At 70.2% G+C, this 22,476-nt stretch carries 20 protein-coding genes, 5 tRNA genes and 1 pseudogene; 10 read left to right on the forward strand and 16 right to left on the reverse strand.

All coding sequences use genetic code 11. The annotated features are described in order from the left end of the window. Positions 1–3: 3 nt before the first annotated feature. Positions 4–1,014, reverse strand: a complete 1,011-nt coding sequence (locus ACZ6I1_RS03710) for an NAD(P)H-dependent glycerol-3-phosphate dehydrogenase (protein ID WP_469282701.1) — start codon at positions 1,012–1,014, stop codon at positions 4–6. After that, entirely contained in the window at positions 1,011–1,763 is a 753-nt protein-coding gene (locus ACZ6I1_RS03715; RefSeq protein WP_469282702.1) for a lysophospholipid acyltransferase family protein, read from the reverse strand. Before ACZ6I1_RS03715 ends, ACZ6I1_RS03710 begins: the two co-directional genes overlap by 4 nt. A gap of 240 nt (positions 1,764–2,003) precedes the next feature. On the opposite strand from ACZ6I1_RS03715, the pseudogene cofC reads away from it, so the two are divergent. After that, positions 2,004–2,606 (forward strand): annotated as a pseudogene (cofC, locus tag ACZ6I1_RS03720) (2-phospho-L-lactate guanylyltransferase); the annotation flags it as partial. A gap of 334 nt (positions 2,607–2,940) precedes the next feature. Here cofC and ACZ6I1_RS03725 read toward each other — a convergent pair. The 4 genes from ACZ6I1_RS03725 to leuC all read right to left on the reverse strand — a co-directional run bounded on the left by ACZ6I1_RS03725 (position 2,941) and on the right by leuC (position 6,152). Further along, positions 2,941–3,618: an HU family DNA-binding protein gene (locus ACZ6I1_RS03725; protein ID WP_469282703.1), complete on the reverse strand. Its 678-nt coding sequence runs from the start codon at positions 3,616–3,618 to the stop codon at positions 2,941–2,943. A gap of 145 nt (positions 3,619–3,763) precedes the next feature. Then, positions 3,764–3,991, reverse strand: a complete 228-nt coding sequence (locus ACZ6I1_RS03730; protein ID WP_030009267.1) for an SCO5555 family protein — start codon at positions 3,989–3,991, stop codon at positions 3,764–3,766. Between the two features lie 137 nt (positions 3,992–4,128). Further along, positions 4,129–4,722: a 3-isopropylmalate dehydratase small subunit gene (leuD, locus tag ACZ6I1_RS03735; RefSeq protein WP_469282705.1), complete on the reverse strand. Its 594-nt coding sequence runs from the start codon at positions 4,720–4,722 to the stop codon at positions 4,129–4,131. A 5-nt stretch (positions 4,723–4,727) separates the two neighbouring features. Continuing rightward, positions 4,728–6,152 carry a 3-isopropylmalate dehydratase large subunit gene (leuC, locus tag ACZ6I1_RS03740; protein ID WP_469282707.1) on the reverse strand — a complete coding sequence of 475 codons (1,425 nt, stop codon included), beginning with the start codon at positions 6,150–6,152 and terminating at the stop codon, positions 4,728–4,730. A 119-nt stretch (positions 6,153–6,271) separates the two neighbouring features. Here leuC and ndgR point away from each other — a divergent pair, with 119 nt between their 5' ends. After that, the gene (gene ndgR / locus ACZ6I1_RS03745; protein WP_030304142.1) at positions 6,272–6,988 is read left to right on the forward strand and encodes an IclR family transcriptional regulator NdgR; all 717 of its coding nucleotides are present in this window, start codon (positions 6,272–6,274) and stop codon (positions 6,986–6,988) included. Between the two features lie 159 nt (positions 6,989–7,147). On the opposite strand, the gene ACZ6I1_RS03750 is transcribed toward ndgR, so the two are convergent. From ACZ6I1_RS03750 to ACZ6I1_RS03790, 9 genes are all read right to left on the reverse strand, one after another. Beyond that, positions 7,148–7,220: transfer RNA gene (locus ACZ6I1_RS03750), tRNA-Glu, on the reverse strand. Between the two features lie 27 nt (positions 7,221–7,247). Next, a tRNA-Gln gene (locus ACZ6I1_RS03755) sits at positions 7,248–7,319 on the reverse strand. 24 nt (positions 7,320–7,343) lie between these two features. After that, positions 7,344–7,416 (reverse strand) — tRNA-Glu (locus ACZ6I1_RS03760). A gap of 61 nt (positions 7,417–7,477) precedes the next feature. Continuing rightward, positions 7,478–7,550, reverse strand: a tRNA-Glu gene (locus tag ACZ6I1_RS03765). A 27-nt stretch (positions 7,551–7,577) separates the two neighbouring features. After that, positions 7,578–7,649 (reverse strand) — tRNA-Gln (locus ACZ6I1_RS03770). Between the two features lie 86 nt (positions 7,650–7,735). Beyond that, positions 7,736–8,464 (reverse strand): HAD family hydrolase, encoded by a 729-nt coding sequence (locus ACZ6I1_RS03775; RefSeq protein WP_469282709.1) that lies wholly within the window; start codon positions 8,462–8,464, stop codon positions 7,736–7,738. Between the two features lie 142 nt (positions 8,465–8,606). Then, positions 8,607–10,082 (reverse strand): glutamate--tRNA ligase, encoded by a 1,476-nt coding sequence (gene gltX, locus ACZ6I1_RS03780; protein WP_469282710.1) that lies wholly within the window; start codon positions 10,080–10,082, stop codon positions 8,607–8,609. After that, positions 10,075–10,863, reverse strand: coding sequence for a fumarylacetoacetate hydrolase family protein (locus ACZ6I1_RS03785; protein ID WP_469282713.1), 789 nt, complete (start codon positions 10,861–10,863; stop codon positions 10,075–10,077). The genes gltX and ACZ6I1_RS03785 overlap by 8 nt, the downstream gene beginning before the upstream one ends. A gap of 96 nt (positions 10,864–10,959) precedes the next feature. Continuing rightward, complete coding sequence (locus tag ACZ6I1_RS03790; protein ID WP_469282714.1) at positions 10,960–11,151, reverse strand: hypothetical protein; 192 nt, start codon at positions 11,149–11,151, stop codon at positions 10,960–10,962. 579 nt (positions 11,152–11,730) lie between these two features. On the opposite strand from ACZ6I1_RS03790, the gene ACZ6I1_RS03795 reads away from it, so the two are divergent. From ACZ6I1_RS03795 to ACZ6I1_RS03830, 8 genes are all read left to right on the forward strand, one after another. Then, positions 11,731–15,423, forward strand: a complete 3,693-nt coding sequence (locus tag ACZ6I1_RS03795; protein WP_469282716.1) for a sensor histidine kinase — start codon at positions 11,731–11,733, stop codon at positions 15,421–15,423. A 9-nt stretch (positions 15,424–15,432) separates the two neighbouring features. Beyond that, entirely contained in the window at positions 15,433–15,846 is a 414-nt protein-coding gene (locus ACZ6I1_RS03800; RefSeq protein WP_008739864.1) for a roadblock/LC7 domain-containing protein, read from the forward strand. A 151-nt stretch (positions 15,847–15,997) separates the two neighbouring features. Next, positions 15,998–16,390, forward strand: coding sequence for a DUF742 domain-containing protein (locus tag ACZ6I1_RS03805; protein ID WP_007266775.1), 393 nt, complete (start codon positions 15,998–16,000; stop codon positions 16,388–16,390). Then, on the forward strand, positions 16,371–16,955 hold the full coding sequence (locus ACZ6I1_RS03810; protein ID WP_073776607.1) for a GTP-binding protein: 585 nt from the start codon (positions 16,371–16,373) through the stop codon (positions 16,953–16,955). The genes ACZ6I1_RS03805 and ACZ6I1_RS03810 overlap by 20 nt, the downstream gene beginning before the upstream one ends. A gap of 335 nt (positions 16,956–17,290) precedes the next feature. Continuing rightward, on the forward strand, positions 17,291–20,488 hold the full coding sequence (locus ACZ6I1_RS03815) for a sensor histidine kinase (RefSeq protein ID WP_469282719.1): 3,198 nt from the start codon (positions 17,291–17,293) through the stop codon (positions 20,486–20,488). Positions 20,489–20,498: 10 nt separating this feature from the next. Beyond that, the gene (locus ACZ6I1_RS03820; protein WP_030037347.1) at positions 20,499–20,912 is read left to right on the forward strand and encodes a roadblock/LC7 domain-containing protein; all 414 of its coding nucleotides are present in this window, start codon (positions 20,499–20,501) and stop codon (positions 20,910–20,912) included. Positions 20,913–21,005: 93 nt separating this feature from the next. Beyond that, the gene (locus ACZ6I1_RS03825; protein ID WP_469282721.1) at positions 21,006–21,548 is read left to right on the forward strand and encodes a DUF742 domain-containing protein; all 543 of its coding nucleotides are present in this window, start codon (positions 21,006–21,008) and stop codon (positions 21,546–21,548) included. Beyond that, entirely contained in the window at positions 21,529–22,110 is a 582-nt protein-coding gene (locus ACZ6I1_RS03830; protein WP_037792108.1) for a GTP-binding protein, read from the forward strand. Before ACZ6I1_RS03825 ends, ACZ6I1_RS03830 begins: the two co-directional genes overlap by 20 nt. A 173-nt stretch (positions 22,111–22,283) precedes the next feature. Here ACZ6I1_RS03830 and ACZ6I1_RS03835 read toward each other — a convergent pair whose 3' ends face one another. Continuing rightward, complete coding sequence (locus tag ACZ6I1_RS03835; RefSeq protein WP_469282724.1) at positions 22,284–22,475, reverse strand: acyl-CoA carboxylase subunit epsilon; 192 nt, start codon at positions 22,473–22,475, stop codon at positions 22,284–22,286. Position 22,476: the final 1 nt, after the last annotated feature.

The raw sequence follows: 22,476 nt of genomic DNA on the forward strand, positions 1-22,476 counted from the left end.
GAGTCAGCGACGTTCCGGTTTGGCGCTGCGCCCCATCAGTTCCTTGAGCGCGACCAGGGTCGGCTTGCCGTGGTGGACGATGTCGACGACCGTCTCGGTGATCGGCATGTCGACGCCGTGGCGGTGGGCCAGATCGGCCACGGACTGGCAGGACTTGACGCCCTCGGCGGTCTGCTTGGTGACCGCGATGGTCTCCTCCAGGGTCATCCCGCGGCCGAGGTTGGTGCCGAAGGTGTGGTTCCGGGAGAGCGGCGATGAGCAGGTGGCGACGAGGTCTCCGAGGCCGGCGAGTCCGGAGAAGGTGAGCGGGTCGGCGCCCATCGCCAGGCCCAGGCGGGTCGTTTCGGCGAGGCCGCGGGTGATGAGCGAGCCCTTGGTGTTGTCGCCCAGGCCCATGCCGTCCGCGATGCCCACGGCGAGGCCGATGACGTTCTTGACGGCGCCGCCGAGCTCGCAGCCGACGACGTCGGTGTTGGTGTAGGGCCGGAAGTACGGGGTGTGGCAGGCGGCCTGGAGGCGCTGGGCCACCGCCTCGTCCACGCAGGCCACGACGGAGGCGGCGGGCTGGCGGGCGGCGATCTCGCGGGCCAGGTTGGGGCCGGTGACCACGGCGACGCGCTCGGCCGGGACCTTGCCCACCTCTTCGATGACCTCGCTCATCCGCTTGGCGGTGCCGAGTTCGATGCCCTTCATCAGGGAGACGAGCACGGTGTCGGGGGCGAGCAGCGGGGCCCATGCGGCGAGGTTGCCGCGCAGCGTCTGGGAGGGGACCGCCAGGACGGTGAAGTCGGCGCCGCGGGCGGCCTCGGCCGGGTCGGTGGTGGCGCGGAGGTTCCCGGGCAGTTCGATGCCCGGCAGGTAGTCCGGGTTGGTCCGGCCGGTGTTGATGGCGTCGGCGAGCTCGCGGCGGCGGCCCCAGAGGGTCACCTCGCAGCCGGCGTCGGCGAGCACCATGCCGAAGGCCGTGCCCCAGGAGCCGGTTCCGTAGACGGCTGCCTTCACGGGACGTGTCACTTCTTGCCCTCCCCCGCGGCCTTGCGCCGCTGTTCCGCCCTGGCCTTGCGATGGTCGTACGGCTGCTCGGGCGCGCGTTCGCCGCGCACTTCCTCCAGCAGCGCGGTGATGGCCGCCATGATGACCTCGGTGGCCTCCTTGAGCACTTCCGGGGTGGGTTCCCGGTCGTAGAAGGCGGAGAGGTCGACGGGCGGTCCCGCGAGCACCTGGAGGGTCTTGCGCGGGAAGAGCCGGACCTTGTTCTCCCGGGCGTAGGGCGGCATCGCGAGATTCGCGCCCCACTGGGCCACCGGAATGACGGGGGCCTTGGTGATCAGTGCGACCCGGGCGGCGCCGGTCTTGCCGGCCATCGGCCACATGTCGGGATCGCGGGTCAGGGTGCCTTCCGGGTAAAAGGCCACGCATTCTCCGCGCTCGATCGCGTCCACCGCGGCGCGGAATGCGTCCAGGGCGTTGGTGCTCTCCCGGTAGACCGGGATCTGTCCTGATCCGCGCAGGATCGCGCCGACAATCGGCACCTTGAAGAGGGCCGCCTTGGCGAGCAATCGGGGTACCCGGCCGGTGTTGTACTGGAAGTGCGCGTAGGAGAGCGGGTCCAGATACGAGTTGTGATTGACGGCGGTGATAAAGCCGCCCTCGGCCGGAATGTGCTCCATTCCCCGCCAGTCCCGCTTGAAGAGCACTACCAGCGGCGGTTTTGCGATGACCGCCGCCAGGCGGTACCAGAAGCCGATTCTGCGGCGGGACACTCGGACACCTTCCTCTAGGACCGGTGCGCGGCTTGGGCGCCTCGTAGGCGGACAAGTGTCGCCCCAGGCCCGGTCTCTGTCGAGAACACCGTACGCCCCGCCCACGCGGCCGCAGTCCCGGGCTGCCCGGGCGGGGGCGACAATGGGCCGACGCAGGACCGGGCCATGACCTGACCATGGGCCGGCCGGGTACCGCAGAGCACCGGAGGGGAGGGGGCGGTCACGAACGCCGTCTGGAGCCTGGTGCTCCCGTTGAAGCCCCTGGCGACGGCCAAGAGCCGGCTCGCGGCGGCGGTGGGCGCGTCCCGTCCGGGGCTCGCGCTCGCCTTCGCCCAGGACACCGTGGCGGGGGCGCTGGCCTGCGCGGCGGTCGCGGATGTGGTGGTCGTCACGGACGACTCCGTGGCCTCCGGGGAACTGGCCCGGCTGGGGGCGCGGATCGTCGCGGACAGTCCGGGCGCCGGGCTCAACGCGGCGCTGGCCCACGGGGTGAGGGCGGTGCGGGCGGGCCGGCCGGGGGCGGCGGTGGCCGCGATGAACGCCGATCTGCCGGCCCTGCGGCCGCCCGAATTGCTACGCGTGCTCGAAACGGCCTCGGCATTTCCCAGGGCATTTCTGGCGGATGCGGCCGGAATCGGGACGACCTTGCTTTCCGCTGCTCCGGACGTGGAATTGGCACCCGCGTTCGGCGGGCGGTCGCGGGCCCGGCATTCGGCTTCGGGGGCGGTGGAAATCGCCCTGTCGGGTGTGGACAGCGTGCGCCGGGACGTGGACACGGCACAGGACCTGCGGACGGCGCTCGCCCTCGGTGTGGGGCCCCACACGGCCCGATACAGTGCCGGTATGCAGGCGACCGCGTACACGTACGACTCCCAGACCCGCAGCGGCAGTGTGCTGCTGGACGACGGCACCCCGGTGCCCTTCGAGGCCGCGGCCTTCGACGCGGGCGGCCTGCGGCTGCTGCGGCCCGGGCAGCGGGTCCGGATCGAGACGGCCGGCGAGGGCGCGGCCCTGCGGATCACCCTGGTCACGCTGCAGACCTTCTGACGGCCTTCCGACAGCCTTCCGAGGGCCTTCCGGCGGCCTTCCGGCGGCGACGCACCGGACCGACGGCGACGCACCGCGGGCCGGTTTCCCCAGGGAGGGGAAACCGGCCCGGCGTGTGTGACTCGCGCCCCTACTTCTTGCGGGCGGTGGTCTTCTTCGCGGTGGCCTTGCGCGTCGCCGTCTTCTTGGCGGGCGCCTTCGTCGCCGCGGTGGCCTTCTTGGCCGCCGGGGCGGTCTTCTTCGCGGTGGCGGTGGTCTTCTTCGCCGCCGGCGCGGCCTTCTTGGCGGCCGTGGTCTTCTTGGCCGCGGCCGTCGCCTTCTTGGTGGTGGCGGTGCTCTTGACGGCCGTCTTCTTGGCGGTGCCGGTGGTCTTCTTGGCCGTGGTCTTCTTTGCGACCGTGGTCTTCGCCGCCGCCTTCTTGGCGGTGGTGGCCTTCTTCGCGGCGGCCTTCTTGACCGTCGCGGAGGCGCCGCCGGTGAGGCTGCCCTTGGGCGCCTTCTTCACCGAGACCTCGCCGCCCTTGGGCAGCTTCTTGGTGCCGCTGACCAGGTCCTTGAACCCCTGGCCCGCACGGAAGCGGGGCACCGAGGTCTTCTTGACCCGGACGCGCTCTCCGGTCTGCGGGTTGCGGGCGTAACGGGCGGGGCGGTCGACCTTCTCGAACGAGCCGAAGCCCGTGACCGAGACCCGGTCGCCCGCGACGGTAGCGCGGACGATCGCGTCCAGTACCGCGTCGACAGCGTCCGCGGCCTGCTGACGGCCGCCCAGCTTGTCGGCAATCGCTTCTACGAGCTGCGCCTTGTTCAACGTCTTCCCCTTCGGAGACTTCGCCAGAACGAATGTGTTCAAGCTTATTTCGCACGTTAGGCGGATATATACCGCAAATCAAACACGAAACGGGCTAATCACCCTAGTGCCGCAACGCTGGAGGCCGTTACGGAGTTCCTTCGCATCAGTCGCCTTCAGGGAATCGACCCTCGTCAAGGTCCTTCATCAACCTGTCCAGGCGCCTTGCCGCATCGGCGAGATCGTGCTTCGCCGCGGCCGTGACGACCAACAGCTTCCGGGACAGCGCCATCCTTACGCCCTCCGGGACTTGCAGTGAGCGCACCCGTGTGTGTGCTTCTTTCAGCCGGTCCGCGACGAGTTCGTAGAGCTCAAGTTGACTGTCGCGTTCCATGCACAGATTGTGCCATCTGGGGCGAGTTGTCGCCTCACGGGGCCTCAACACACAGCTGTGCCCCCCACCGGACGGTGGGGGGCACAGTGTCCTGCCAGTGATCACCCGAAGGCGAATAAGCGCTGATCAGGCCGGAATCAGGCCTGAATCGTACGCGGCTTGAAGGCCGGGCGGGCGCTTTCGTACGTGGCGATGTCCGCTTCGTTCTGAAGGGTGAGGGAGATGTCGTCCAGACCCTCCAGCAGCCTCCAGCGGGCGTTGTCGTCGAGCTCGAACTCCGCCTCGATGCCCTCCGCTCGCACCTGGCGGTCGACCAGGTCGACGGTGACCTCGGCGGTGGGGTCGGCCTCGGTCAGCTGCCACAGCTTCTCGACGGTCTCCTGGGGCAGAACGACGGTCAGCAGGCCGTTCTTCAGCGAGTTCCCGCGGAAGATGTCGGCGAAGCGGGAGGAGATGACCGTCTTGAAGCCGAAGTTCTGCAGGGCCCATACGGCGTGTTCGCGCGAGGAGCCGGTGCCGAAGTCGGGGCCGGCGACGAGCACGGTCGCCCCGGCGCGCTCCGGGCGGTTGGTGACGAACTCGGGGTCCTTGCGCCAGGCCTCGAAGAGCCCGTCCTCGAACCCGTCGCGGGTGATCTTCTTCAGCCAGTGGGCGGGGATGATCTGGTCGGTGTCGACGTTGCTGCGGCGCAGCGGGACGGCCCGGCCGGTGTGGGTGGTGAAGGCTTCCATGGTTCTCAGACTCCGGCGGTCGCGGGGGCGTCGGACAGGTCGGCGGGAGAGGCCAAGTGGCCCAGTACCGCGGTGGCGGCGGCCACCTGCGGGGAGACCAGGTGGGTGCGTCCGCCCTTGCCCTGCCGGCCCTCGAAGTTGCGGTTGGAGGTGGACGCGGAACGCTCACCGGGAGCCAGTTGGTCGGGGTTCATGCCCAGACACATCGAACAGCCCGCGTGCCGCCATTCGGCGCCGGCCTCCTTGAAGACCTTGTCCAGGCCCTCTTCCACGGCCTGCAGCGCCACCCGGACCGAGCCGGGCACGACCAGCATCCGTACGCCGTCGGCGACTTTGCGGCCCTCGACGATCCCGGCGACGGCGCGCAGGTCCTCGATGCGGCCGTTGGTGCAGGAACCTACGAAGACGGTGTCGACCTTGATCTCGCGCAGCGGCTGTCCGGCGGTCAACCCCATGTATTCCAGGGCCTTTTCGGCGGCCAGGCGCTCCGAAGCGTCCTCGTACGAAGCCGGGTCGGGGACGTTGGCCGACAGCGGCGCGCCCTGGCCCGGGTTGGTGCCCCAGGTGACGAACGGGGACAGCGTGGCGCCGTCGATGACGACCTCGGCGTCGAAGACCGCGTCGTCGTCCGTGCGCAGGGTCTTCCAGTAGGCGACCGCCGCGTCCCAGTCCTCGCCCACGGGGGCGTGGTCGCGGCCCTGCAGGTAGTCGAAGGTGGTCTGGTCGGGGGCGATCATGCCCGCGCGGGCGCCGGCCTCGATCGACATGTTGCAGATGGTCATGCGGGCTTCCATCGACAGCTTCTCGATGGCCTCGCCGCGGTATTCCAGGATGTACCCCTGGCCGCCGCCGGTACCGATCTTGGCGATGATGGCCAGGATCAGGTCCTTGGCGGTGACACCCTCGGCCAGCTCGCCGGTGACCGTGATCGCCATGGTCTTGGGGCGGGCCAGCGGCAGCGTCTGGGTGGCCAGCACGTGCTCGACCTGGCTGGTGCCGATGCCGAAGGCCAGCGCGCCGAAGGCGCCGTGCGTGGAGGTGTGGGAGTCGCCGCAGACCACGGTGGTGCCGGGCTGGGTCAGGCCCAGCTGCGGTCCCACGACGTGGACGACGCCCTGCTCGACGTCGCCCAGCGAGTGCAGCCGGACACCGAACTCGGAGCAGTTCTTGCGCAGCGTCTCCAGCTGGGCCCGGGAGACCGGGTCGGCGATCGGCTTGTCGATGTCGAGGGTGGGGGTGTTGTGGTCCTCGGTCGCGATGGTGAGGTCGAGGCGTCGGACCTTGCGGCCGGCCTGGCGCAGGCCCTCGAAGGCCTGGGGGCTGGTCACCTCGTGCAGCAGGTGAAGATCGATGAAGAGGAGGTCGGGCTCGCCCTCGGCGCGCCGGACGACATGGTCGTCCCAGACCTTCTCCGCGAGTGTCCTACCCATCGCTTTCCCTCCGGCTCACCGTCCCGGACCCAGTGGTTCGTGGACCCGTACATACAGACTCGCTGGTTCTTGGAAAAATTGAACTTGCGTTTCACAGTGTGAGACGTGAATATCGTTTCATGGACAACTCTAGCGGCGTCGGCGTTCTCGACAAGGCAGCTCTGGTACTGAGCGCACTGGAGTCCGGTCCGGCCACCCTCGCCGGGCTGGTCGCGGCGACAGGGCTCGCACGACCCACGGCACATCGCCTTGCCGTGGCACTGGAACACCACCGGATGGTGGCGAGGGACATGCAGGGCCGGTTCATCCTCGGTCCGCGGCTGGCGGAGCTCGCCGCCGCGGCCGGCGAGGACCGCCTGCTGGCCACGGCGGGACCGGTACTGACCCACCTCCGCGACGTGACGGGCGAGAGCGCGCAGCTCTACCGCCGTCAGGGGGACATGCGCATCTGCGTCGCGGCCGCGGAGCGGCTGTCCGGTCTGCGGGACACCGTCCCGGTGGGCTCGACGCTCCCGATGAAGGCGGGCTCGGCCGCGCAGATCCTGATGGCCTGGGAGGAGCCCGAGCGGCTCCACCGCGGCCTGCAGGGCGCGCGCTTCACGGCGACGGCGCTGTCGGGCGTACGCCGCCGCGGCTGGGCGCAGTCGATCGGCGAGCGGGAGCCCGGCGTGGCCTCCGTCTCGGCGCCCGTGCGCGGGCCGTCGAACCGGGTGGTGGCCGCGGTGTCGGTGTCCGGGCCGATCGAGCGCCTGACCCGCCACCCGGGCCGGATGCACGCCCAGGCGGTCATCGACGCGGCCGCCCGCCTCACGGAGGCCCTGCGCCGCTCCGGCTGACCCACCGCTCCCGCTTCACCCACCCCCGGGCCCGGGGGCGCGTACGACGCCGCACACGTCCGAACTCGCGCCTCCGGGCCCGTCCTTGTACCGGAGGACGGCCCGGCGGGAACGACGAAGAGGCCCTCCGCGATGAACGCGGAGGGCCTCTTCAGTGCGTACCCCCGACCGGATTCGAACCGGCGCTACCGCCTTGAGAGGGCGGCGTGCTAGGCCGCTACACAACGGGGGCAAGCCTTGCAGCTGTCGCTGCACTGCGCTGGGCTACCAGGACTCGAACCTAGAACAAAGGAACCAGAAACCTTCGTGTTGCCAATTACACCATAGCCCAAAGTGGTCTATACCAGACCAACAGTACCCCCGACCGGATTCGAACCGGCGCTACCGCCTTGAGAGGGCGGCGTGCTAGGCCGCTACACAACGGGGGCCCTAGCGATCCTGCATCAAGACGTACGGGAGCTACCCAGGACACCTCACGGGAAGGATCTGTACCCCCGACCGGATTCGAACCGGCGCTACCGCCTTGAGAGGGCGGCGTGCTAGGCCGCTACACAACGGGGGCAAAGCACTGCGTTACTGCTGCACTGCGCTGGGGTACCAGGACTCGAACCTAGAATAAGGGAACCAGAAACCCTCGTGTTGCCAATTACACTATACCCCACCAAAAGTCAACCCCCTGCGGGGTCTTTCTTTTGAGTGGCGCCTCCGTCCGGCCTTTCGGCCCGCTCCGGCGGCGCAGAAAGAACATTACCGGATGCCTGACCGTGCTCCAAAACGGGTATCGCCCGCCAGCAGCTCCGGCAGCAGGTCAAGGCCCTCGATGCGGTGTACGCCATCGGGTCCGGCCCCGCGGCGGCCGTCGCGGTCGAGCCAGACGGCGAGCAGGCCGGCGTCGCGCGCGCCCCGCGCGTCGATCTCCGGCTGGTCCCCCACGTACGCCACCTCCCCCGGCGGCAGCCCCAGCGCCTCGCACGCGGCGAGGAAGGCGCCCGCCTCGGGCTTGCTGATGCCGAGCTCCACGGCACAGACGAGCACCTCGAAGCGGTCGCGCAGTCCGAGGTCGCGCAGCTTGGGGTCCTGGTTGGCGGTGGAGGAGTTGGAGAGCACCCCGTGCCGGTACGCGGCGGCCAGCGCGTCGAGTGCGGGCACCACGTCGGGGAAGACCGCCCAGGCGGCCTTGTAGTGCGCGACGTACCGGTCGAACCAGGCGTCGACCTCGCCGTCGGTCATCGCGGGCCGCTCCAGGAACTCCCGCACCCGGTCCCGCCGCTGCCCCTGGAAGGTGCCCTCGCCCGCGGCGAAGCGCGCCCAGTGCCGGTCGGTGATCTCCCGCCACAGGGCGAGCGCCTGCGCGGGCGTCCCGTAGCGCTCCGCGATCCCCGCTTCCTCCAGCTGTCGGGCCAGCCCGGCGGCGTCGGCTCCCGTGTAGTCGAAGAGGGTGTCGTCGATGTCCCAGAGGACCGCGCGGATGGCCATGCCCCCAGTATGCGAAGCCCCTGGTGGCCGTGTCTCGCAGTCGCGAGAACGTGCCGTGTGCCACGGCACGGCACAGCACTCAGGCCCGGACCCCGGTGGCTCACGCCGTCGGGGTCCGGGCCTGGTCTTCGTACGGGTGCCGCTAGCCGGCGAGCTTGGCCAGGGCGGCGTCGATGCGGGCCAGGGAGCGCTCCTTGCCCAGGATCTCCAGGGACTCGAAGAGCGGCAGGCCGACCGTGCGGCCGGTGACGGCCACGCGGACCGGCGCCTGGGCCTTGCCGAGCTTGAGGCCGTGGGCCTCGCCCGCGGTCAGCACGGCCTGCTTGAGGGACTCCGGGTCCGACCAGTCAGCGGCGGAGAGGTTCTCGCGCGCCGTGGTCAGGAGGGCCGCGGGCTCGCCCTTCATGGCCTTGTCCCACGAGGCCTGGTCCTCGACCGGCTCCTTGCGGAACAGGAAGTCGACGTTGGCGGTGATGTCCGACAGGACGGTCACCCGGGTCTGGGCGTACGGCGCGATGCGCTCCCAGGCCTCGGCGTCGAAGTCCTCGGGCTCCCAGTTGGCGTGCGGGGCCCGCAGCCACGGGGCGCAGGCGTCGGCGAAGGCCTTCGGGTCCAGCATGCGGATGTGGTCGGCGTTGATCGCCTCGGCCTTCTTGAGGTCGAAGCGGGCCGGGTTCGCGTTGACTCCGTCGATGTCGAACTTCGACACCATCTCCTCGATCGAGAAGACGTCCTGGTCCTTGGAGAAGGACCAGCCGAGGAGCGAGAGGTAGTTCAGCAGGCCCTCGGGGAGGAAGCCGCGCTCGCGGTACAGGTTGAGCGAGGACTCCGGGTCGCGCTTGGAGAGCTTCTTGTTGCCCTCGCCCATGACGTACGGCAGGTGGCCGAACTGCGGGACGCCGGTGGCGACGCCGATCTCCATGAGCGCCTTGTAGAGCGCGATCTGGCGGGGGGTGGAGGAGAGCAGGTCCTCGCCGCGCAGCACGTGCGTGATCTGCATGAGGGCGTCGTCGACCGGGTTGACCAGCGTGTAGAGCGGCGCGCCGTTGGCCCGCAGGATGCCGAAGTCCGGCACGTTCTCCGGGGTGAAGGTCAGCTCGCCGCGGACCAGGTCGGTGAAGGTGATCGGCTCGTCGGGCATCCGGAAGCGGACGATCGAGGGGCGGTGCTCGCCCTGGTACGCCTCGAGCTGCACCTGCGTCAGCTCGCGGCAGTGGCCGTCGTAGCCGGAGGGCTTGCCGGCCGCGCGGGCGGCGGCGCGGCGGGCGTCCAGCTCCTCGGTCGTGCAGTAGCAGTCGTACGCGTAACCGCCGTCGCGCAGCCGCTGGGCGACGTCCGCGTAGATGTCCATGCGCTCGGACTGGCGGTACGGGGCGTGCGGGCCGCCGATCTCGGGGCCCTCGTCCCAGGTGAAGCCGAGCCAGCGCAGCGAGTCGAGGAGCTGCTCGTAGGACTCCTCGGAGTCCCGGGCCGCGTCGGTGTCCTCGATCCGGAAGACGAACGTGCCGCCGTGGTGGCGGGCGAACGCCCAGTTGAAGAGGGCGGTGCGGACCAGGCCCACGTGGGGGTTGCCGGTCGGGGAGGGACAGAAACGTACGCGGACGTTCGCGTTAGCCACGCTTGATCACCTTGTTGGTGAGAGTGCCGATGCCTTCGATGGTGACGGCGACCTCGTCGCCGACGTTCAGGGGGCCGACTCCGGCCGGGGTCCCCGTGAGGATGACGTCGCCGGGGAGCAGCGTCATGGCCTCGGTGATGTGGACGATCAGGTCTTCGATGGAGCGGACCATGTCGCTGGTGCGGCCGAGCTGGCGCTGTTCGCCGTTGACCGTGCACTGGATGGCGAGGTCGCGGGGGTCCAGGTCGGTCTCGATCCAGGGGCCGAGCGGGCAGGCGCTGTCGAAGCCCTTGGCGCGGGCCCACTGCTTCTCGCGCTGCTGCACGTCGCGCGCGGTGACGTCGTTGGCGCAGGTGTAGCCGAGGATGACGTCCTTGACCCGTTCCCTGGGGACCTCTCGGCACATGCGGCCGATGACCACGGCGAGCTCCGCCTCGTGGTGGAGGTCCTGGGAGAAGGAGGGGTACGTGATGGGGTCGCCCGGGCCGACCACCGAGGTGGAGGGCTTGAAGAAGGTGAGGGGGGCGTCCGGGACCTCGTTGCCGAGCTCCGCCGCGTGCTCCGCGTAGTTGCGGCCGATGGCCACGACCTTGTTCGGGAGCACGGGCGGCAGCAGGCGCACCTTGCTCAGCGGGACCTTCGTGCCGGAGAGCTCGAAGTCCGCGAACGGGATGCCCTTGATGATGTCGAGGACGAGCTCGCCTTCGGCGCCGGGGGCGGCATCGCCCTCGACCGCGCCGAAGGCGACGTTGCCGTCGATCGAGAACCTGGCGATGCGCACGTGTTGCGTCTGCCCCTCTGTATGTCCGCTGGCTGGAGTCTGCGGCTCCAGGCTAACGCGGCCGGCAGGGGCGCTTCGCCCTCATTTGCCTTGGGGCTACTGCGCGGCGGCGGCCACGGGCGCGTCCATCAGGATCGTGCGCCGGGGGTTGGCGGTCTGCGTCGGCAGTTCGACGGCGTGCTCCGCGGTGGCCGGGGCCGCCTGCAGCTCCTCGGCGTCCTTGAGGTGCGCGAGGGTGGTGCGGCGGGGGTTGGCTATGTTCCGGAACATCGGCTGCGTCGTCTTCATCGGGATCTCGGGGTCCTCGGGTCGATCGTGGATGTCGGTTGTGGCACGCGCCGACGGCGGCGCCAACCCTTTAAGGGGTAAGGCTAAACATCCGAATCCCTCACGGAACCGGGAAGTAATGGCCACGGCCGTGTGAGTTTGCTCACCAGCGACCAGGCATTACCGGCATAATGGACAGTCAACTCCATGCCGCGAAACGGACATTGCGCCACTGAATGCGTCATTCCGCTGCTGATCATCTCGACTGGGACACCTTGCCAGTCACCGTGTTTGCGTGGTGTAAGTCCGGTTTCTACCGAAAGCGGGCCCACATCCTGTAGCCCCCCTGTCACAAGCCGTCACCGACTCTCCGGACGGATGCTCGCACCTTGTTGGAGATCCTCCACTGTGCTGGAATTCGCGGGACCGCCGCGGGAATCAGCCGGCGCGCAGGTGGCGCGACACAGCGCCGAGCGCGGTGGCAAGGAGAGGGAGACGCGCCGGTCACCGACGACCACCATGGGGCCGTTAGTGCCCCACGACTCGACACCGTCCCACCGGTCGCCCGGCGGGACGCCTGGTCCAGAGGTTGCGACGCTAGTGCAGGGACGATTCAAGAGGGATGGCAAGGGGTCTCCCCAGGCCCGTCAGGGACGAGGGGAAGCCGCGGCGGACCAGGAGCCCCGCGGCGGGACCGACCGTGGCTCCTCGCCCCAGCACGCCCAGAACCGCGGGCCGGCTGTCGACGGCGCACGCCCCGACGTCTCCGGCTCGGTGAAGGCGAAGACGAAGGGCCGCGGCAAGTCTGGCAAGTCCGCCCAGTCCGCCAAGGACTACGCCGGATCGGTCGAGCAGGACGTGGCGATACCGAAGGGCCCCAGCGGGCCCGGTTCCCGTCTCGCCATGCAGAACTGGCGCATCAGCACGCGACTCGTGTCGCTGCTGACCCTGCCCGTCGTCGCCGCCACCACGCTGGGTGGCGTCCGTATCAACGACTCGCTCAATGACATCGCGCAGCTGGAGCACATGCAGCTGCTGACGACGATGACCCGGCAGGCCACCAACCTGGCCGCCGCGCTCCAGGAGGAGCGGGACAAGTCCGCCGGTCCCCTCTCGGTCGACAAGTCCGGCAAGCCCAACAGCATCGTCGCGGGCGTCCGCGAGCAGACCGACACCGCCGCCAAGTCCTTCACCTCCGCGACCGACAAGGTCGACAACACGGAGGACAAGGACGAGACGCTCAAGTCGATCCGCAACAACATCCTGCAGATCGGCCGCCAGCTCGCCAACATCGAGGAAATCCGCACCAAGGCGTACGCGAACGGCGCCCAGCAGACCGTCACCGAGTACAACAGCCTCATCGTCTCGCTGCTCTCGCTCTCCCAGGACATGGCGCAGGCCACCTCCAACCCGGAGATGATCAAGCGGACGCGCGCCCTGGCGGCCTTCTCCGCCTCCAAGGAGTACGCCTCCGTCCAGCGCGCGATCATCGCCGCCGCCCTGCCCGACGGGACCGGACAGGCGGGCAAGCTGCCGGAGAACGACCGGCTCTACGCCCTGTCCGCCCTCAAGGGCGAGCAGCAGGCGAAGAAGACCTTCGAGCTCGTGTACCAGGGCAAGCCCGAGGAGCTCCTCGCGGCGCTCGGCGACGGCAACCCGGAGATCGGCCGCGCCGACCACTTCGCGCGCCGCGTGCTGTCCACCGACGGGCAGTTCGCCAAGGAGACGCAGTACCGGTCCTGGCTGGACTGGTACGACGCCGACGACGTCAAGCTCTCCGAGATGAAGAAGATCGAGCTGACCCTGCTCCAGGACATGGAGCAGAAGGCCCGCGAGCTCAAGAACGAGTCGCAGCAGGACGCCATCATCAACGGTGCCCTGATCCTCCTCGTGCTCGGTGTCTCCCTCGTCGGCGCCTTCGTCATGGCCCGCTCGATGATCCGCTCGCTGCGCCGCCTCCAGGACACCGCCACCCGCGTCGCCCAGGACCGCCTCCCCGAGCTCGTCAAGCAGCTGTCCGAGTCCGACCCGCAGGACGTGGACACGTCCGTGGAGTCGGTCGGCCTGCACACCCGCGACGAGATCGGCCAGGTGGCCGCGGCCTTCGACGACGTGCACCGCGAGGCCGTCCGCCTCGCCGCCGAGCAGGCCCTCCTGCGGGGCAACGTCAACGCGATGTTCACCAACCTCTCGCGCCGCTCCCAGGGCCTCATCCAGCGTCAGCTCTCGCTCATCTCCGAGCTGGAGTCGCGCGAGGCCGACCCGGACCAGCTGTCCTCCCTCTTCAAGCTCGACCACCTCGCGACCCGCATGCGCCGTAACGGCGAGAACCTCCTCGTCCTCGCGGGCGAGGAGCCGGGCCGCCGGTGGACCCGCCCCGTCCCGCTCGTCGACGTGCTCCGCGCCGCCGCGTCCGAGGTGGAGCAGTACGAGCGCATCGAACTGGCGGCGGTGCCCGGCACCGATGTCGCCGGCCGCGTCGTCAACGACCTCGTGCACCTGCTCGCCGAGCTGCTGGAGAACGCCACCTCGTTCTCCTCCCCGCAGACCAAGGTCAAGGTCACCGGTCACGCGCTGCCCGACGGCCGGGTGCTGGTCGAGATCCACGACACCGGTATCGGCCTCTCCCCCGAGGACCTCGCCGCGATCAACGAGCGGCTCGCGTCGCCGCCGACCGTGGACGTCTCCGTCTCCCGCCGCATGGGCCTGTTCGTGGTCGGCCGCCTGTCCCTGCGACACGGCATCCGCATCCAGCTGCGCCCCTCCGACTCGGGCGGTACGACGGCCCTCGTCATGCTGCCGGTGGACGTCGCCCAGGGCGGCAAGAAGCCCGGCGGCCCCGGTCCCCAGGGCGGCCCCGGTGGCGGTCAGGGCGGCCCCGGCGGGCAGTCCTCCGTGCCCGGTGCGGGCTCCCGTCCCCCGGTGGGCGCGGCGCCGCAGCGCGGCCAGGTCGCCCCGGGCGGTCAGCGTGCCGCCCTGCCCGGCCGTGACGGCGCCCCGGGCCAGCAGCGTCCGCAGGGCGCGCAGAACCAGCAGGGTCCGCAGGGCGGCTGGTCCCCGCTGCAGGGCGGTCCGGGTGCTCCCGGCGGCCGTCCGCAGCAGGGTCAGACCACCAGCGGGCAGGGCCAGGCCGGCTTCGGCTCCGGTGCGCCGCTGGCGGGTCGTGGTCCGCAGGCCCGTCCGGCCGCCGCGCCCGCCGCGCCCACCGCGTCCGGTCAGCCCGGTTTCCCGCAGGGCAACGGCTTCGAGCGTCCGCAGCAGCCGCAGCAGCCCCAGGCCCAGCCTCCGCAGCAGCAGCCGGCCGCCCCCGCGGCGCCGGCCTCGCGCGGCCCCCGGCCGCAGCTGCCGCCGCGCGGTGGCGCCCCCCGGCCCGAGCTCCCCGGCCCGCAGACCGCCAGCTGGGGCGCCGACCAGGCGCGTGGCCACGACGAGCTCTCGGGCCCCGGCTCGACGGCCGAGTTCGCCCGTCCGGACTTCGACGCCCCGATGCCCCAGGCGAACGCCGGCGGCAACAGCACGACCGGGCAGTTCGAGCGTCCGGACGTGCGCGGCCCCGTGAACCCGTCCGGCACCGGACAGTTCGAGCGTCCGGGTGCCTACCCGTCGACCGGGCAGCAGCAGCGCCCGGGCGGCCCCGGGGTCGGCGGCTTCGCCCGTCAGCCCCAGGCCCCGCAGCAGCCTCAGCAGCCTCAGCAGCAGTACCAGCAGCCGCAGGCCCCGCAGCGCCAGGAGGCCCCCGGCCTGCCGCAGGCCCACCGGCCCGAGGCGCTGCCCCCGGCGCAGAGCTCCGCGGAGGCCCGCAGCCCGATCTTCGACACCCTGGAGTCGAACTGGTTCCGCGAGGAGGGGCAGCAGCCCGCCGCGCAGGCACCCTCGGTCCCGCAGCAGCCGCAGCAGTCCGCTCCGGCGGCCCCTGCTCCGCAGCTGCCGCAGCGCGGCCAGGCACCGGCCGAGTCCGCCACCGCGGCCACCGGCGCCACGCCGACGGTCAGCTGGCGGTCCTCGCCGAACGACGAGCTGATGCGGCAGGCCGAGCGCGTGCGCCAGCCGGCCGCCGGCGGCATCACCACCTCGGGGCTGCCCCGCCGGGTCCCGCGGGCGAACCTCGTGGCCGGCACGGCGCAGCAGCAGGCCGACGCGCAGGCCGGTCCTCAGGTCTCGCGGGCGCCGGACGACGTCCGCGGCCGTCTGACCAACCTCAGGCGCGGTATCCAGCAGGGCCGTCAGGCCGGCAACAGTGGTCCGGCAACCGGCAGTTACCACATCGACCCCACTTACCAGCAGGAGCGATAGTTGAGTTCGATGAGCCAGGCGGCACAGAACCTGAACTGGTTGATCACCAACTTCGTGGACAACACCCCCGGGGTGTCCCACACCGTGGTGGTCTCCGCCGACGGACTCCTTCTGGCGATGTCCGAAGGATTCCCCCGCGACCGCGCCGATCAGCTGGCGGCGGTGGCCTCCGGACTGACCTCGCTGACCGCCGGGGCCTCCCGCATCTTCGAGGGCGGCGCCGTCAACCAGACCGTCGTCGAGATGGACCGGGGATTCCTCTTCCTCATGTCCGTCTCGGACGGTTCGTCCCTGGCCGTACTGGCGCACCCGGAGTGCGACATCGGCCTCGTCGGCTACGAGATGGCCCTCCTCGTGGACCGCGCCGGCAGTGTCCTCACCCCGGACCTGCGCGCGGAACTGCAGGGAAGCCTGCTCATCTGACTCCCCCTCCCCCGGCCGGACGGTACTAACGGCCGGGGGACCGGAGCTTGTGCCCCGGAACCCAGTACCACCGCCAGGCCGTCATACCTTCCCCCCACCGGCCGCCCCGTCAGACGGCACGCTGACCACTGCTGTCCAGCCCGGAGGATCAATGACCCCGCCCCCCGCCTATCCCGATGCGTACGGAGATTCGTACTCGGAAGGCGACCAGCCGCTGGTGCGTCCGTACGCGATGACCGGCGGCCGGACCCGGCCCCGCTACCAGCTCGCGATCGAAGCCCTGGTCAGCACCACGGCCGATCCGATGCACCTGTCCGGCCTGCTCCCGGAGCACCAGCGCATCTGCACGCTGTGCCGCGAGGTCAAGTCGGTCGCGGAGGTCTCCGCACTGCTGTCGATGCCGCTCGGTGTCGCCCGGATCCTCGTCGCCGACCTGGCGGAGGCCGGAATGGTGGCCATCCACCAGCCGGGCAATGGAGAGGCCGGCGGCACGCCGGACGTCACGCTGCTCGAAAGGGTGCTCAGTGGACTTCGCAAGCTCTAACGGCGGAGCGGCTCCTCGCTCCACCACCTCCGCGAAGATCGTGGTGGCGGGCGGTTTCGGCGTGGGCAAGACCACGTTCGTCGGAGCCGTTTCCGAGATCAACCCGCTGCGCACCGAAGCCGTCATGACCTCCGCCTCGGCCGGCATCGACGACCTCACGCACACCGGTGACAAGACGACGACGACCGTCGCCATGGACTTCGGCCGCATCACCCTGGACCAGGACCTGATCCTGTACCTCTTCGGTACGCCGGGCCAGGACCGCTTCTGGTTCATGTGGGACGACCTCGTCCGCGGCGCGATCGGGGCGATCGTCCTGGTCGACACGCGCCGCCTCGCCGACTGCTTCCCCGCCGTCGACTACTTCGAGAACAGCGGCCTGCCGTTCGTCGTCGCACTCAACGGCTTCGAGGGGTACCAGCCCTATACCCCGGAGGAAGTCCGCGAGGCGCTGCAGATCGGTCCGGACGCCCCCATCATCACCACCGACGCCCGCCACCGCGCGGACGCCAAGAGCGCGCTCATCACTCTCGTCGAGCACGCCCTCATGGCCCGACTCAAGTAACACGATTCCGGTCTCACGGCTCAAGTGGCACCACGCAAGCAACACGGGTTCTTCACAACGAGGAGAAGGGCGGGCTGTGTCATACGACACGGCCCGCCCTTCTCGTTCATAACGTTTCGACAGACAATTGCCGCCAGTTGGCCACGGGGTGCGTTCGGCTGGTGTCACTACGCGCACAACTGCCCCTATTTTTGCCGCAGGAAGCTCTTTATGTCCGATTTATGCGGGGCGTAAGGTTCTGGGAATGGCCGGTTTCAACTGTTTGGAACACGGCCGTTAACCGTGCTGGAATTCAACGAACTAGCTAGTAGCACCGCCGAGAGGTTGTTGGTCGAGTGAGGCGAAGCAACACGAGCCCCGCGGTTGAACCCGCGCGGGGCAACTTCACCCCGCCGCCGCGAGCGGCCGCGTCGCCCGTCGACGTGCCCGTGGAACCACCGGTGAGCGGTGGGAGCACCAGCAGGTTCTCCCCCCGCAACTGGCGCGTGCCGACCCGTCTGAACGCGATCCTGCTCGTACCGGCCCTCGTCGGCCTGGTCATGGGCGGCTTCCAGGTGAAGGGCTCCGTCGACACCTGGAACGAGGCCAAGGACGCCGAGAAGATAGCCAGGGTCGTCCAGGCCTCCTCGGAATACAGCCAGGCGCTGCTCAACGAGCGCGACCTCACGGCAGAGCCGCTGCTGAGCGGCAACCCGAACAGCGAGATCGTCACCAAGGCGCGCGCCGCGACCGACGCGGCCAAGGGCGCGTTCGACAAGGCCGTCCAGGACATGCCGAAGAACCAGGGCATGGAGCGACGGCTGGACCTCTTCCGCGGGGCGGAGCCCGAGCTCAAGAAGGTCCGCGAGACGGCGTACGCCGTCGGGGCCGAGACCGCGAAGAAGAACCTCCCCAGCGCGGCGGGCCCGATCCCGACCGAAGAGGGCTATGTGCTGGTCCAGCACTACCTCATGCAGTTCGCCAACGAGCTCGGCCTCGGCACCGGCAACGTGACCTCGTACGGCCGCATGGTCTACGCGATCCAGCTGGCCAAGGCGGCGAACTCGCTGCAGCGCTCCGTCGGCACCCACCTGCTGGTCCGTCCGAGCACGAACGAGGACATCCGCAAGAGCCAGCTCGTCGCCTTCTCCTCGTACGCCTACCTCGAAGAAATCGCCATCGGCGAGTACGTCGCGGCGGGCACCGAGGAGGACGTGAACAACCTCAAGCAGGTCATGCAGAGGAAGTCCGACGAGGGAGCCGCCAAGCTCGCCGAGGCCAAGGGCAAGGCCGAGCAGGCGGGCATCCGCTTCGTGCCCCCGCCCGTGGCCGGCCCCAACAAGTCGCCGCTCACCGGTATGACCGAGGCGATAGCCAGCGGCGAGAACAAGACCAAGCTGGCGGCCGGCGGCACCACGCCGATGGCCTGGCAGGCCGCCGCCACCGCGAAGTTCGACGGCTACGACGAGATCGAGAAGGGCCTCCTCGAAAAGGCCGTCAACGACGCCGTCGCGGTCTCCGACGACGCCCGCACCGACGCCATCGTCAACGGCGCCATCGTGGTCGTGGCCCTGCTCGCCGCGTTCATCATGGCCGGCCTCATGGCCCGCCAGATGGGCCGCGCGATGCGCCGCCTGCGCTCGGCCGCCTTCGACATCGCCGAGCAGCGCCTGCCGATGCTCGTCGACCAGCTCTCGCGCACCGACCCGGGCAAGGTGGACACCCGTGTCCAGCCGATCCCGATCGACTCCCAGGACGAGATCGGCGAGGTCGCCCGCGCCTTCGACCAGGTCCACCGGGAAGCGGTCCGGCTCGCCGCCGAGCAGGCGCTCCTGCGAGGGAACGTCAACGCCATCTTCACCAACCTCTCCATGCGCAACCAGTCGCTGATCGAGGGCCAGCTGACCCTCATCACCGACCTGGAGAACAACGAGGCGGACCCGGACCAGCTGGAGAACCTCTTCCGCCTGGACCACCTGGCCACCCGTATGCGCCGCAACGGCGAGAACCTCCTCATCCTCGCGGGTGAGAACCCGGGCCGCCGCTGGGACCAGCCGGTCCCCCTCGTCGACGTGCTGCGCGCCGCCTCCTCCGAGGTGGAGCAGTACGAGCGCATCGAGCTCTCCGGCGTCTCCGACGCCGAGATCCACGGCCAGGCCGTGACCGACCTCGTGCACCTGCTCGCCGAGCTGCTGGAGAACGCCACCACGTTCTCCTCCCCGCAGACCAAGGTCCGCGTCAACGCCACGCGTCTGCCCGACGGCCGCGTGATGGTCGAGATCCACGACAAGGGCATCGGCCTGACCGCCGAGGACTTCGCGGACATCAACCACAAGCTGGCCAACCCGCCGACCGTGGACGCCGCGATCTCGCAGCGCATGGGTCTGTTCGTGGTCGGCCGGCTGGCGGACCGCCACAGCATCCGCGTCCAGCTGCGCCCCTCGGGCGAAGCGGCCGGCACGACTTCGCTGATCATGCTCCCCGACGCCATCACCCACGGTGGCGGTGGCGAGGGCATCCCGGACGACGACTTCACGGTCTCCCAGATGATCCCGCAGCAGCAGGCCCAGCAGGCCGCCCCGCTGCGCACGGCCGCCGAGCTCGGGTTCGACGACTCGCGTTACGACCAGCAGGGCGCGGACGTCCGCGACCTCGACCCGGTCGGACGGTCCCTCGTGCGCGAGGAGCGGCGTGCCGCGCTGGAGGCCCAGGTCGGCTATCCGCAGGGCCAGGAGCAGCAGTACGACCAGCCGTCGCAGGACTATCCGGAACCTCAGCCTGAACACGGCTACCAGCCGTACCCGGGCTACGAGCAGCAGTCCGAGCAGGGCTACGACGGCTCGTACGAGGCACCGCAGGCGCAGCAGGCCCAGCAGGGTTACGAGGACTACCCGCAGCAGGGCTACGACTATCCGGAAGCCGGCTACGAGGACCAGCAGCCGGTCACCCCGGACTACGACGGCGGCTACGACTCCCGGTCGCAGCAGGCCGGGTGGCCCGAGCAGAACACCTATCCGGCTGCCTACCAGCAGGATTACGGGACCGAATCGGAATCCCCCGCCGTCCCCGAACGGGCCCCGGACCGCGTAGGCTTCGACCGTCCGGGCGCCGCTGCCGACGCCGGTCACCAGATGACCGGAGCGGGCCTGCCGCGACGCGGCAGCCAGCAGCAGTGGCAGCCGGCACAGCAGGAAGCGGAGTCCACCGGATCCCTCTTCGAGCAGCGGCCGCAGCGTCAGCAGCAGCCCGCCGCCCCGGAGCAGGAGAAGGAAGGCAGCACCGCCTGGCGCTCGGGCAACGACGAGCGCTGGCAGCAGGCCGCCAAACTCCGTGAGCCGAAGGCGGGCGGGGTCACCCCGTCCGGTCTCCCTCGGCGGGTGCCCAAGGCCAACCTGGTCGAGGGCGCGGCGGAGACGACCCCGCAGGGCGGCCCCCAGGTCTCCCGTGCTCCGGAGGACGTCCGCGGCAGGTTGAGCAACCTGCGGCGCGGTGTCCAGCAGGGACGCAGCGCGGGTTCTGAGCAGTCAAGTAACAGCTATGACCAGGAGCGTTAGTGTGAGCCCGATGAGCCAGGCGGCACAGAACCTGAACTGGTTGATCACCAACTTCGTGGACAACACCCCCGGGGTGTCCCACACCGTGGTGGTCTCCGCCGACGGACTCCTTCTGGCGATGTCCGACGGGTTTCCGCGCGACCGCGCCGATCAGCTGGCGGCCGTGGCCTCCGGACTGACCTCGCTGACCGCCGGAGCCTCCCGCATCTTCGAGGGCGGCGCCGTCAACCAGACCGTGGTCGAGATGGACCGGGGATTCCTCTTCCTCATGTCCGTCTCCGACGGGTCCTCGCTCGCGGTGCTCGCGCACCCCGAGTGCGACATCGGCCTCGTCGGCTACGAGATGGCTCTTCTGGTGGATCGCGCGGGCAGTGTCCTCACCCCGGACCTGCGCGCCGAGCTGCAGGGAAGTCTTCTCAACTAGCAGACAGGCAGTGCGTTTCGCGCCATCGCACCATAGGGTGCGGTGGCGCGGTTCCACAGGGAGTACTGCGTTCTTGGAGTCGGAGGAGGAAACGTGACAACACCCGGAGGTCATCCTTATGGCGGCGCTCAGCAGCCGCAGGGTGGGCAGCACGACCAGAACCGCTTCAACTTTCCCTCTGCTCCCAGCCGGCCCGTGCCGGAGCACAACCCCTACCAGCAGCAGCCGTACGGCCAGCCCCAGATGCCCCAGCAGCAGCCTCCGCGCGCCGCGCGGCAGGCGGCTCCGAAGGCCCACAACCCGCTGGTGCGCCCGTACGCGATGACCGGCGGCCGTACGCGGCCGCGCTACCAGCTCGCCATCGAGGCGCTGGTCAGTACCACGGCCGATCCCGCGCGGCTGCAAGGGCAGTTGCCCGAGCACCAGCGCATCTGCCGTCTGTGCCAGGAGATCAAATCCGTCGCGGAGATCTCGGCACTTCTCTCCATTCCTCTTGGTGTCGCCCGCATCCTCGTCGCCGACCTGGCGGAGGCGGGCCTTGTCGCCATTCACCAGCCCGGCGGCGACGAGTCTGCCGGCGGCCAGCCAGATGTGACACTGCTCGAAAGGGTGCTCAGTGGACTTCGCAAGCTCTAACGGCGGAGCGGCTCGCTCCACCACCTCCGCGAAGATCGTGGTGGCGGGCGGCTTCGGCGTGGGCAAGACCACGTTCGTCGGCGCGGTCTCCGAGATCAACCCGCTGCGCACCGAAGCCGTCATGACCTCCGCCTCGGCCGGCATCGACGACCTCACCCACACCGGTGACAAGACGACGACCACGGTCGCCATGGACTTCGGCCGCATCACCCTGGACCAGGACCTGATCCTGTACCTCTTCGGTACGCCGGGCCAGGATCGCTTCTGGTTCATGTGGGACGACCTCGTCCGGGGCGCCATCGGCGCCGTCGTGCTCGTGGACACGCGCCGCCTCGCCGACTGCTTCCCCGCCGTCGACTACTTCGAGAACAGCGGCCTGCCGTTCGTCATCGCCCTCAACGGCTTCGACGGACACCAGCCGTACACCCCGGAGGAAGTCCGCGAGGCGCTGCAGATCGGCCCGGACGCCCCCATCATCACCACCGACGCCCGCCACCGCGCGGACGCCAAGAGCGCGCTCATCACGCTCGTCGAGCACGCCCTCATGGCCCGCCTGCGGTAGCGTCCCGCCCGCCCGGTACTCCGAAGGCCCCCGTGTCCCTGAACGCGGGGGCCTTCGCCATGGGCCCGTGGGCCCGTGCGTCCGTGCGTCCGTGCGTCCCCTGCGTCCTTGCGCGGGTACGCGGAAGGCCCCGCACCCTCCTGGAGGGTGCGGGGCCTTCTCGGCTTCGGGACTCAGCCCTGCCAGCTGTGCGGGGCGCGGAAGCCCGGGGTGCGCTCCAGGCGGCGCCAGCCGGCCTGGGAGCGGGGGCTGGGGACCGTCTCGGGGGCGGTGGCGGCGCGGGCGAGCAGGATCGCGGTGATCGCGGCCAGCTCCTCGGGCTCGGCGTTGCCCTTTTCGACGCGCAGCAGGGTGTCGGTGCTCATC

The organism is Streptomyces sp. NPDC046303, assembly GCF_055588085.1.